Source organism: Spirosoma montaniterrae (assembly GCF_001988955.1).
In the GTDB taxonomy this organism is placed as follows: domain Bacteria; phylum Bacteroidota; class Bacteroidia; order Cytophagales; family Spirosomataceae; genus Spirosoma; species Spirosoma montaniterrae.
Window position 1 is genome coordinate 5,296,369 of sequence record NZ_CP014263.1, and the last position, 11,132, is coordinate 5,307,500.

Consider the following 11,132-nt stretch of genomic DNA (forward strand, 5'->3'; position numbering starts at 1 on the left):
AAAAAAAGAGTATATTTTAGTCACTTTGTATAAAATGCAGAATAAAATTTGGTTTTATATAAGCCACTACGGCATTGGTGACAGTAAAACTTTTATAAAATTTTGTAAAAATAGCTGGAGGTGCTGCCGGAGAAAATCAGGAAACTTTGAAAATTTAATCCCAGATAGCGAATAACAGAACAGGCAGACCATACGTAGTCTGCCTGTTCTGTTAGAAAAAAACTGTTTACCAACAACGCACTGTCGCGTTTGATACTTGTCGGCTTAATTTGCCGAATCGGCCTCGACAGATTTGCTCCGAACGGCCCGGTCGTATTTTTTGGGGGCGTATAAAAATCCAAATGCTTCGGCTCCTTCTTTGGTATGTACTTTATGGTGGATGTAGTGCGCCCGCATAATGCGTTGCATATACCGCCCGTTTGTGTCGATATTTAGCTTGGCCCGGCGATGAACGATGACATCATGAAACACAAAATAGAAAATGCCATAAAGCGTAACGCCCGCGCCAATCCAGGCCAGAAACCGATATTCCGGCAATTCAACACCCGCAACAATCAGCGTAATCGCCACGGTGGCAAACACAACTGCGAATAGATCGTTTCGTTCAAAAAAGCCTTTGTGGTGGTTGTGATGGTCGCGGTGCCAACTCCACAGAAATCCGTGCATGACATATTTATGCGTAAACCAGGCAACCCCCTCCATGAAAAAGAATGTACCAATGACCAGCGCAACGTTTAGTAGCATTTTGGTGTTGTTTTAATGAGATAGATGTTATGAAACAGCATCTGAATTATTTTCTGATAACGGCTCGTTTATCCGAAAAGTTGGCCGTGAAACCGGTAGATTTTTCGTAAAATAGAGATACGGAACAAAAAGTTGCAAGTTTGTGGAAAAGTTGTACCTTTATCCCAACTCAGTACTCAACCAGATGACCCCATCGGTTATGGACTATCAGGCACTCAAGAACCTGGTCAGACAGGGAGAGGGTACCCATTTAGAGTTCAAGCTGAAAACCAATCATCCCGAAAAAATTATCCGGGGCATCGTCGCCTTCGCCAATACAACCGGCGGAATCATGCTCATCGGCGTTGGTGACGACAAAACCATTCGGGGATTAAAGTATGCCGACGAAGACGAGTACCTGCTCGTTCGGGCCATCAGCAAATACTGTTTTCCGCGCATCTCTTACACCATCGAGCGAGTTCAGCTCTACGACGAACGTGAAGTGCTCGTGATTCGGGTGCCGCCCAGTTTCAACAAGCCCCATTACATTATTCCCGACCTGAACGACCCTGATAACAAGAAAGCCTACGTGCGCGTGGGCGACAAGTCGGTGCAGGCCAGTCGTGAGGTGCGTGAGATTTTGAAGGGCGTGTCTGCGGAGCGCAACGTTCGGTTCACCTACGGCGAAAAGGAACACAAATTGATGCAGCACCTCGGCGAAAACCCAAGCATAACCGTTGATCTGTTCGCGTCTATTGCCGGTGTTTCACGCAAAATTGCCTCCCGAACGCTTGTGCTGCTCGTGTTGGCAAATGTGTTGGAAATCCATCCCAGCGACGTAGTGGATCAGTACACGAGCAGGCCGGTCAGTTGATTCAGCAATTCCTCTACCTGCTCGTAGGTGTATTGTAACTGCTCGTTCGTCGTGCAATAAGGCGGCATCAGGTATAACACGTTGCCCAGCGGGCGCATGAGGATGCCGCGCTCCAGCAGAAAATTATAGGCTACGTCGCGGATGTTGTTGAAATACGACGTTTGCCCATCGCTTTTCAGGTCGAAGGCCAGCAGTGTGCCGCGCTGGCGAATATTCTCCACGTTAGAATATTGACGAAGCCGTTCAGAGAAAGCCGCGTGCTGGTGGGCAATACGCTGCCAATTGGCTGGCGTTTCGTCGGCGAGCGTTAGGTCGAGGCTGGCGAGGGCGGCTGTGCAGGCCAGCGGATTGGCCGTGAACGAGTGCCCGTGAAAAAGCGTCCTGAATTTATCGTCCGACAGAAAAGCGTTGTATATCGCCTGCGTACAGGCTGTTACCCCTAACGCCATTGTTCCACCCGTCAGACCTTTCGACAAGCACATAAGGTCGGGTTTTTCCTGCAAATAGTTCGACGCAAAAAGCTGCCCGGTTCGGCCAAAGCCGGTCATGACTTCGTCGGCAATGATGAGCGCGTTATGCCGCCGGGCAATTCCAATGAGTTTATCCAAAACATCAGGCTCATACATAAGCATACCGCCCGCGCCCTGCACCAATGGCTCGGCAATGAATGCGGCCACATCGTTATTGAACAAAGCTTCGGCCTGTTTCAGCACGTCTTCTTCGCGGCCCGGCACTGGCGTTGGCAGGTACTCAACATCGAACAGAAATGGCGCAAATGGAGCGGTAAAGGCACTGCGCCCGCTTACGGCCATTGCCCCGAACGTATCGCCGTGGTAAGCATCTTCCAGGGCAATCACACGTCGACGCGGCTGGCCCAGATTGTGCCAGTATTGAAACGCCATTTTCAGCGCAACCTCAACGGCGGTTGAGCCATTGTCGGAATAGAAAATTTTGGCTTGATTACTCGGCAGAACGCTCAGCAGCCGCTCGGCGAGTTCAACGGCGGGTTGATGCGTGAAGCCCGCAAAGATGACGTGTTCGAGTGTGTGCAACTGCTCCGACACGCGCCGGGCAATGTGCGGATGAGCGTGACCGTGCAGGTTCACCCACCACGACGAAATCATATCTACGTATTCGCGGTCATCGGCAGCATAGAGTACCGCGCCTTCGCCCCGCACAATCGGAATCGGCAGTGGGGCGGTTTGCATTTGCGTGAACGGGTGCCAGATAACGGCCCGGTCACGGGTGGGAAGTTCGTTCATGAAGGGGTTTTGGTACACAGAGATGCACAAAGGAACACGGAGATACACGGAGAAGAAATTTCACTTTGTGTATCTCCGTGCCCCTTTGTGCATCTCTGTGGCCCAACAAAATAAAAAATTAATCTTTATAAATCAGCACTTCGCTCGTGCCATCGGCTTTGATGTATCCCCGATACATGCCTTCGGAGTTGAATGGCATGGCGATGTTGCCCCGACGGTCGAGGGCAATTAAACCACCTTCGCCACCCATTTCCACGAGTTTTTTCATCACAACTTCGTTGGCCGCATCGTTCACCGACAGGCCTTTATACGCCATCAGGGCCGATACGTCGAAGCCAACTACGGCCCGGATAAAGTATTCGCCGTGGCCGGTTGCTGAAATGGCACAGGTGGCGTTGTTGGCGTAGGTTCCGGCTCCAATAATCGGCGCGTCGCCCACCCGACCATAGCGTTTGTTGGTCATGCCACCGGTTGAGGTGCCAGCCGCAAGGTTGCCATACTGATCGAGCGCGACGCAGCCAACCGTACCAAATTTGTTACCCTCGGTGAAAATGGTTTCGTTCAGTATCGCGCCGGTTTTTGGCGATTCGGCGTTCCGGGCTTTGGGCGCGTTGGCGGGTTTGGCCGGGGCTTCGGTGTGGTCGAGTTGAACCTTTTCCTCCTGCAATGCTTTTTGCAGTCCTTGCCAGCGCGTTTCGGTGTAGAAGTATTTTGGGTCAACGAGTTCCATGCCCTGCGCTTTGGCGAAAGCTTCGGCCCCCGGCCCGATCATCATGACGTGTTCCGACTTATCCATCACGCGTCGGGCCGTGCTAATAGGGTTTTTGATGGTTGTTACACCCGCAATAGCTCCGGCTTTCAGCGTTTTGCCATCCATAACCGATGCATCGAGTTCGTTGCGACCCTCATGCGTAAACACGGCTCCTTTTCCCGCGTTGAACAGGGGCGAATCTTCCATGACCCGGACGGTAGCTTCTACGGCATCAAGGCTTGTGCCACCCCGTTTTAGCACGGCATAGCCTGTTTGCAAAGCCTGATTCAGCACGGCGCGGTAAGCTTGCTCCTTCTCAGGCGTCATGTTTTTGCGGGTAATGGTCCCTGCTCCGCCATGAATTACGAGCGTGATGGGCGATTGGGTTTGGGCCATGCCAACCATTGAGGTTAAGAGTGCCGCAATAGAAGCAGCAATAAGAAGTGGGTTTTTCATTCGTTTGTCAGATTCTGTTGTAACGATATTACAAAGTCTATGCTGGTATCAAAATCTTCGGCAATCTCTTCGATTGTCAACTTCCCTCGTATTAGGGCTTTAATGATGTTTTGCCGTCTTGTCTCTTCACGCCCTTCTTCGCGCCCTTCTTTACGCCCTTCTTCGCGACTTTCTTCGCGGGCCGTTCGTGTCACGTCGCGTTCAATAACAATGTTTTCGATAGCTTTTACATAAGCTGCCCGGTCAGCAGGGCTTAGGCCGTCGAACTCTAACCGCTGCTTAACCAAAGCCAGCCCTTTAGCCCGTGACCCCTCGCGGACCTCGTTATTTTTCAAGTAATAAATCCACTCATCAAGGCTGTCTTTGGCAAGGTCGTTGAAATTGTTCACTTTGATAATGTAATATTCCGGGTAGATGTGAAATACGTTTTCAAGGGCAAAGGTCTTTTTTTGCCCGTTCGATAAACCAAGCACATCGCCGGTGTGCAGACCGCGAAATTCGGTTTTGCCGTGATAGATATAGTCTTCACCCTGTCCTAAATCGAAATAAACAATATTGACAGAATACACTTTCTTGATGGCTTCGTAAGGCTGGCTGATATTGAAGTGTTCAACAGTAGCTTTCGACGTAGCAAACAGCATCCGATGAAAAAAATCGCGTTCACTCTCGTTCTGCACCTCAATAATAATGAGTTGCTTCTTTGAGTTTAGGGCCAGAATATCGACCCGGTTAAACTTTAACGATAGCTCGTCCTGATTGCTCTCGCTTTCTAAAATCTGCTCAATCGTGATGTCTTCGCGCAGCAGTTCTGACAGAAAGCCCTCAAGAATACCAAAATTGGCCTTGTTGCGAAGCAGCCGCTTCATAGCCCAATCGAACCGTATAAGATGTTTCTTCGCCATTGTGGATAAACTGCGTTCAGTGCGTAAAGATACAGAAAACCGCCTGCTCCGGTCGTACCTTTGCCCAATGAACACCAGTCGCCCAATTACGGCCCAACTGCCCGACGCTTTCCGGCAGCAGATGCAAACACAGTTGGCCGATAGCTTCGCCGACTTTGAAACCGCGCTGACGCAGCCCGCGCCCGTGAGCATCCGGCTCAATCCGCGAAAACCCGCGTTCGATACAACCGGCCTTGAGCCAGTACCCTGGTGTGCCGAGGGTTATTATCTGCCCGAACGTCCTGTGTTCACGCTCGATCCGCTGTTTCAGGCCGGAGGGTATTACGTGCAGGAAGCGTCGTCGATGTTGTTGGCCGAAGCGTTGCGCCAAACCACCAACCTGGGCCGACCTCTTCGAGTGTTGGACTTGTGTGCGGCTCCGGGTGGCAAAAGTACCTTACTGGCGTCGGTACTGCATCCCGATAGCTTGCTGATTTGCAACGAAGTGATTCGTAGCCGGGTATCGATTCTGCGCGAGAATATAGATAAATGGGGCTATCCAAACGTGGTAATCAGTAGCCACGACCCGCAGAGCTTAGATAAACTGGCCGGTTTTTTCGATGTAGTCGTAGTCGATGCGCCCTGTTCGGGCGAAGGGCTGTTTCGGAAAGACCCCGACGCTGTTCGGGAGTGGTCGCCCGAGAGCATACAACTTTGTTCGGCCCGGCAAAAGCGCATTCTAACCGCAGCCGCGCCCCTGCTCGACACGGGCGGCATCCTGATCTATTCGACCTGTACGTATAACGATGTCGAAAATGTGGATAACGTTCGATATTTGCTGGAAAGCGGTTTTCGTAACTGCCCGCTCAACCTGTCGCCCGACTGGAACATTGTTGAAAAACGCACGGGCAATGCCGTTGGTTATCAATGTTTTCCACACCGCGTTCGGGGCGAGGGCTTTTTTATCAGCGTATTTGAGAAAACGGGCTTCACGCCTACTGTAAAACTCGACGCCCGCACGTTTCGGAGCATTCGTGCGTTGCGGCCCCGCGAGACCAAAGCCGTTGCAGACTGGCTCCGGCAACCAACTGATTTTTCGTTTTGGGAGAAGCCTAACGGCGACGTGATGGCCCTACCCAAATCATTAGAGAAAACGTTTTTGTTTCTCGACGTGGCGCTGCATACTAAAGGGTTCGGGCTGGAAATGGGACAGTTCAAAGGGTCGGATTTTATTCCATCGCACACGCTGGCGTTGAGCACCGCCATCCGTACCGATTTGCCGGGCATTGCACTGAGTAAAGAAGAAGCACTTCGGTATTTCAAAAAAGAGAATCTGGTCTTTGAGCAACCTGTAAAAGGGTGGCTGCTGGCGCAGTACAACGGCCTGAATTTGGGCTGGATGAAAGGCGTTGGCAACCGGGTCAATAATTACCTGCCTAAAGATTGGCGCATTCGGATGGACCTGAAGACCGAGTTTTTCGATTAACTTCGTTTCAACCTTTCACCATTTCTACCGCTGCGGGTTTCGACCCGCGTTACTGACATGAAACGAGTGCTCACCATTGCTGGCGTATCGCTGGCGTTTCTGGCGGTTGGCTACGTGGCCGGGCCGCGCCCGTCTGTGCCGCTCGACAGCGGAAAAATTCCTGCCGTGACTACCGATCTTAATCAAATTGACGCAGAAATAGCCCGCTACGAAGCTGGTTTTAAACTCAAACCCGACAATCACGCCCGCATCGTATGGGCCGACAGTATCCGTAAACAAAAAACGCCATATAGCATCGTGTATGTTCACGGCTATACGGCAAGCTGGGGCGAAGGCTATCCGGTAAATATCAATCTGGCAGAACAATTTGGCAGTAATTTGTATCTGGCCCGCAACGCCGGACACGGTCTCGATTCGCCCGATGCGATGATCGACCTCACACCCGCGTCCTACTTCGAATCGGCAGAACGGGCGTTGGCAATTGGTAAAGCAATTGGCGAAAAAGTAATTGTTGTCGGTACGTCGATGGGCGGGATGCTGACGCTTTATCTGGCATCGAAACACCCTGAAATTGCCGGTATTGTGCTGTATTCGCCCTGTATTGCCGTTGCCGACGCCAAAGCGAAACTCATCACGCTACCCTGGGGGCAGCAGATTCTCGACAACGTGTATCCCGATAAACACGTTCGCAACGAAAAAACCACGCCCGAACGCGCCAAATATTGGTACGAACAGTACCATACCAATGGCCTGATTACCCTGCAAACCGTGTTGGATCATTACGCCACGCCCGAAACCTTCACGAAGGTGAAACAGCCTGCATTTTTGGCGTACTACTATAAAGACGAAGAACATCAGGATCCCACGGTCTCAATAAAAGCCATGCTGAATATGTACGACCAACTTGGCACCCCCGCTAATCAGAAGCGCAAAGAAGCCTTCCCCGAAGCCGGTGCCCACGTTATTGCTTCAGAATACACAACGAAGGAATGGCCCGCTGTACAGGCCGCTACAGCGAAGTTTCTTCAGGAAGTTGTGAAAGTACCAACTGCCACCAGCACCGCAACTGTGGCCTTCAACCCAAAAAAATAAGCTAATTTTGTAGTGATGAGTGATGAGCGATAAGTGATGAGTTGTTAGCGCAACACTCACTCATCGCTCATCGCTCATCGCTCATCACTAAAATTTATGCCTTACGGACTACTGAACGGGAAGCGCGGAATTATTTCTGGCGCACTGAATGACCAATCGATTGCCTGGAAAATCGCGCTGAAAGCGAAAGAAGAAGGGGCAACGTTCACGCTCACCAATGCCCCCATTGCCATGCGTATGGGAGCCATTCGGGATTTGGCCGAACAAACCGGAGCGGAAATTATTCCGGCAGATGCTACCTCAACCGAAGACCTCGACAAACTCTTCACGCAATCGCAGGAGGTGCTGGGCGGGAAAGTCGATTTTGTGTTGCATAGCATCGGTATGAGTCCGAACATCCGCAAAGGCAAAGCCTACACTGACCTGAACTACGAATGGCTGAAGCAAACGATTGATATTTCGGCAGTATCGTTCCATAAAATGATGCAGTCGGCCTACAAACTCGACGCCATCAGCGAATGGGGTTCGGTGGTTGCCCTTACCTATATGGCCGCGCAACGGACGTTCCCATTTTATACCGATATGGCCGACGCCAAGGCCCTGCTCGAATCTATTGCCCGCAGCTTTGGCTATCGCTACGGTCGCTACCGGCACGTGCGCGTCAATACTGTTTCGCAGTCGCCCACGCCTACCACGGCGGGCAGCGGCATAGGTGGTTTCGACCGCTTTTTTGATTTTGCTGATAAAACCGCCCCACTCGGCAACGCCACTGCCGACCAGTGTGCCGACTACTGCATTACCCTCTTCTCCGACCTGACCCGCATGGTTACGATGCAAAACCTGTTCCACGACGGCGGTTTCAGCATGACCGGCATTTCGGAGGAGGTAATGGAATTGATAAACCGTCCGAACCAGGATTAGCCAGGATTTGCACGATTAAACAGGACTCTACGCTGCGCTTGTTTGACAATCCAGTAAGCGCAGCGCATAAATCCTGTTTAATCGTACAAATCCTGGCTAATCCTGGTTCAGATGGTTCAGAATCCTAACCCGGCTGTTGCCATCATTACCTTTCTCAACCTGAATCTGAACACTGATGCGCTCCTTGATCTCGTGGCGATGCGAGATGATACCGATGGTTTTCTGACTGTCCTGCTGCAATTTTTCGAGCATGACAATCGCTGTGTCGAGGCTTTCGGGATCGAGCGTACCGAAGCCTTCATCTACGAATAGGCTATCGATCTGTACGTTCTGTGACGCTAAGTCAGACAGGGCCAATGCCAGCCCTAAACTTAGCGTGAAGGTTTCGCCCCCCGACAGGCTCGTGACTGTGCGTTCGGCCCCGCCCTGATACTGGTCAACTACATAGAGTTCGTCCTGTCCGTCGCGCGGTTTTAGCAACAAGTAGCGGTCAGAGAGGTCACGCAGGCGTCTATTGGCAAGGCCGATAAGTTGCGAGAGCGTCAGGCTTTGGGCAAATCGGCTGTATTCGTCGCCTTTTGCGCTGCCAATAAGCCGGTTTAGTTCGCGCCAGGGCAACGCTTCGTTGGTGAGCGTCGTTAGCTCGGCGGTTAGTTTTTGCTGCCGTTTCTGCTCCTTATCGTTGCTCAGCAACTGTGCTTTCACGTTGCCTAACTGCTCGGTTTTCTGCCGTTGCTCTTTCTCCAGGTCCTTCACTTTTTGCTGAACCTCAGCCGCTGGCAAGTCGGTTTTACGCGCTTCCTGGGCGGCTTTTTGCTTCGCCTTTTCCTGTCCCACACGGAGCGACAGGCTCAGAGCCTCGTCGGCCAGAATGCGTTGTTCCTCCTGGAGTTGCCGTAGCATTGGGGTATCGAGCAGGCATTGCCGGGCTGTGGCCGCGTCGGGTAAGCTACGGGCTGTAAGTTGCGGTTGAAGTTGGCCTTCCAGTTTCTCGATTTGGCTACTGGCGTTGTCATACGCCTTCGTGGTCTGGTTTAACAACCCTTGTTGCGTGGCAATCTCGGACTGAAATTGATTGAACTGTTGCAGCAATTGGGCGCAGCGTTCTTTTACGTCGTCAGCATCATAGCGTTCCTGCTTTTGTTGTTGCAATTGACCTATTAAGTCGGTGCTTTCCCGCACGGTCTGTAAGTCGTCGGTTAGGCGGTCGAGCATTTTCTCTTCTTCCCAAAGCGATAACAGCAAGGCCAGTTCTTTACGCTCGGCTTCGGCCATAAGCTGCATATCTTTAAGGGCTTCGAGTTGCAGTTCCGCTTCGCTCGTCACTATTGCCAATTGCTCCGAAATCAGTTGCTTATTAGTCGTAAATACTTTCCGTAATGTTTGCCGCTGCACATCAAGTTGATTGCTTTCTGCTTTTGCCGATACGAGCTGATTATTTAGTGTTTCGCATTCGTCTTCCTTGTTTTTGATGTCTTCGGCCAGCAAGCGTAATTGCACGTCGATGGTGCCGGTTTTCTGTATGTAATGCTGGGCATACGGGTGGTCGATTGAACCACACAACGGGCACGGTTCACCTGATGTTAAACCCTTTCGGAGTTCGTCTAAATTGACTTCTTCTGCAATCCGAATCCGCTGCTGCTCCAATGCCCGCCGTTGCTCCTCAAGTTTGCTTAGTTCGGTCAGGAGTTGCTGGAGGGTGGGCTTATTGGCATCAACAAATGCTTGTTTTTCATCAATTAGCTTTTTCAGCTCCATGCCCTCAGCCAGCCGCTCCTGTTGCTGTTTTTGCAATTCGATGAGGGCCGAAAGCTGATTTTCGCGCTGAATGTGCCGTTCAATCTCGGCCCGTACCTGCTCAGGGGTCATTTGCGGGTATTCATCTTCGAGCTGCACCAACTGTACGCCAATCTTCTGCCGTCGGGCCATTGCCTGCCGTTCAATTTCGGCTGCGTCGGTAGGATCGAGATTCCGCAGCCAGACATCTTCGGCTGTCTCGACCAGGTTTTGAATACGATGCCGGGGCTGTATTAGCCGGTCCTGTTCAGACCGAATCTGCTGCATTAGGGCCAGTACTTCATCGCGGAATGCGTTCAGGTCAACATCAAACGTTTGCTGGTTTAAGGTTGGTTGCCGGGTCAGGCTTTGCGCCTGTACTACCAATGCATCTATTTTTCGTTGTATGTCCGAAATGGCTACCCGTGCCGTTTGCTGCTGCTCACCCGCCCGGTTGCGCTGTTCTTCTATATTCGCCAAATCCGACAAAGCAACGGTCAAATCAGCTATAAGCTCATGTTGCCGGAGTCGTTCAGTTTGAGGAGCAAACGCGTCCTGTCGTTCGTTGAGCGCAATTTGTTGCAAAATCAAATTGGCCAACTCGTTCCTGGCCTGTGATTCATCGTCAACAAACCCTGATTCGTTTCGATACAGCAAAATCTCCTTCGCCAGATTCTTCAGCCTGGCTTCGATGGCCGTTCGCTGGTCGGTCAGTTCGCTTACACGCTCATCTGGGAGTAACTGAATCAGAGACGTCTCGCGTTGTTTATCACGAATCAGGTCATCATACTCACGGCTACGAATGTGCGCCCGTTGGCTGAGTTTTCGGTAGATGTCCGTTCCTGTAATCTGTTCCAGCAGTTTGCTCCGTTCGCCCGACGTAGCTTTCAGAAACTTGTCGAACGCGCCC

Annotated in this window: 9 protein-coding genes (1 of these 9 running past the window's edge); 4 read left to right on the forward strand and 5 right to left on the reverse strand. The window is 51.5% G+C overall.

Translation table 11 applies throughout. From position 1 onward, the window contains the following. Window positions 1-264: 264 nt before the first annotated feature. Window positions 265-744, reverse strand: coding sequence for a sterol desaturase family protein (locus tag AWR27_RS22795; protein WP_077133321.1), 480 nt, complete (start codon window positions 742-744; stop codon window positions 265-267). A gap of 184 nt (window positions 745-928) precedes the next feature. Between AWR27_RS22795 and AWR27_RS22800 the strand changes: the two genes are divergently transcribed. Further along, window positions 929-1,597, forward strand: a complete 669-nt coding sequence (locus AWR27_RS22800; protein ID WP_077133322.1) for an AlbA family DNA-binding domain-containing protein — start codon at window positions 929-931, stop codon at window positions 1,595-1,597. Here AWR27_RS22800 and bioA read toward each other — a convergent pair. The 3 genes from bioA to AWR27_RS22815 all read right to left on the reverse strand — a co-directional run bounded on the left by bioA (window position 1,570) and on the right by AWR27_RS22815 (window position 4,968). Continuing rightward, complete coding sequence (bioA, locus tag AWR27_RS22805) at window positions 1,570-2,859, reverse strand: adenosylmethionine--8-amino-7-oxononanoate transaminase (RefSeq protein ID WP_077133323.1); 1,290 nt, start codon at window positions 2,857-2,859, stop codon at window positions 1,570-1,572. The two genes, AWR27_RS22800 and bioA, sit on opposite strands and share 28 nt — an antisense overlap. A gap of 118 nt (window positions 2,860-2,977) precedes the next feature. Further along, window positions 2,978-4,015, reverse strand: coding sequence for an isoaspartyl peptidase/L-asparaginase family protein (locus tag AWR27_RS22810; RefSeq protein WP_232326072.1), 1,038 nt, complete (start codon window positions 4,013-4,015; stop codon window positions 2,978-2,980). Window positions 4,016-4,062: 47 nt separating this feature from the next. Further along, complete coding sequence (locus AWR27_RS22815; protein ID WP_077133325.1) at window positions 4,063-4,968, reverse strand: Rpn family recombination-promoting nuclease/putative transposase; 906 nt, start codon at window positions 4,966-4,968, stop codon at window positions 4,063-4,065. Between the two features lie 67 nt (window positions 4,969-5,035). Between AWR27_RS22815 and AWR27_RS22820 the strand changes: the two genes are divergently transcribed. The 3 genes from AWR27_RS22820 to AWR27_RS22830 all read left to right on the forward strand — a co-directional run bounded on the left by AWR27_RS22820 (window position 5,036) and on the right by AWR27_RS22830 (window position 8,446). Continuing rightward, window positions 5,036-6,433 (forward strand): methyltransferase RsmF C-terminal domain-like protein, encoded by a 1,398-nt coding sequence (locus AWR27_RS22820; protein ID WP_077133326.1) that lies wholly within the window; start codon window positions 5,036-5,038, stop codon window positions 6,431-6,433. 57 nt (window positions 6,434-6,490) lie between these two features. Next, complete coding sequence (locus tag AWR27_RS22825) at window positions 6,491-7,525, forward strand: alpha/beta hydrolase (protein ID WP_077133327.1); 1,035 nt, start codon at window positions 6,491-6,493, stop codon at window positions 7,523-7,525. Between the two features lie 96 nt (window positions 7,526-7,621). Next, window positions 7,622-8,446 carry an enoyl-ACP reductase FabI gene (locus AWR27_RS22830; RefSeq protein ID WP_077133328.1) on the forward strand — a complete coding sequence of 275 codons (825 nt, stop codon included), beginning with the start codon at window positions 7,622-7,624 and terminating at the stop codon, window positions 8,444-8,446. Between the two features lie 96 nt (window positions 8,447-8,542). On the opposite strand, the gene AWR27_RS22835 is transcribed toward AWR27_RS22830, so the two are convergent. Then, on the reverse strand, window positions 8,543-11,132 hold the 3' portion of the coding sequence (locus AWR27_RS22835; RefSeq protein ID WP_077133329.1) for an AAA family ATPase. 500 nt of this gene lie beyond the right edge of the window; only the last 2,590 of its 3,090 coding nucleotides appear in the window; its start codon lies off the right edge, out of view; it ends in the stop codon at window positions 8,543-8,545.

What these genes read in the sequence shown, in the direction of transcription:
- AWR27_RS22800 (WP_077133322.1), top strand. Translation starts at nt 929, where the DNA reads ATGACCCCATCGGTTATGGACTATCAGGCACTCAAGAACCTGGTCAGA.
- AWR27_RS22830 (WP_077133328.1), top strand. Translation starts at nt 7,622, where the DNA reads ATGCCTTACGGACTACTGAACGGGAAGCGCGGAATTATTTCTGGCGCA.
- AWR27_RS22825 (WP_077133327.1), top strand. Translation starts at nt 6,491, where the DNA reads ATGAAACGAGTGCTCACCATTGCTGGCGTATCGCTGGCGTTTCTGGCG.
- AWR27_RS22820 (WP_077133326.1), top strand. Translation starts at nt 5,036, where the DNA reads ATGAACACCAGTCGCCCAATTACGGCCCAACTGCCCGACGCTTTCCGG.
- AWR27_RS22795 (WP_077133321.1), bottom strand. Translation starts at nt 744, where the DNA reads ATGCTACTAAACGTTGCGCTGGTCATTGGTACATTCTTTTTCATGGAG.
- AWR27_RS22810 (WP_232326072.1), bottom strand. Translation starts at nt 4,015, where the DNA reads ATGGTTGGCATGGCCCAAACCCAATCGCCCATCACGCTCGTAATTCAT.
- bioA (WP_077133323.1), bottom strand. Translation starts at nt 2,859, where the DNA reads ATGAACGAACTTCCCACCCGTGACCGGGCCGTTATCTGGCACCCGTTC.
- AWR27_RS22815 (WP_077133325.1), bottom strand. Translation starts at nt 4,968, where the DNA reads ATGGCGAAGAAACATCTTATACGGTTCGATTGGGCTATGAAGCGGCTG.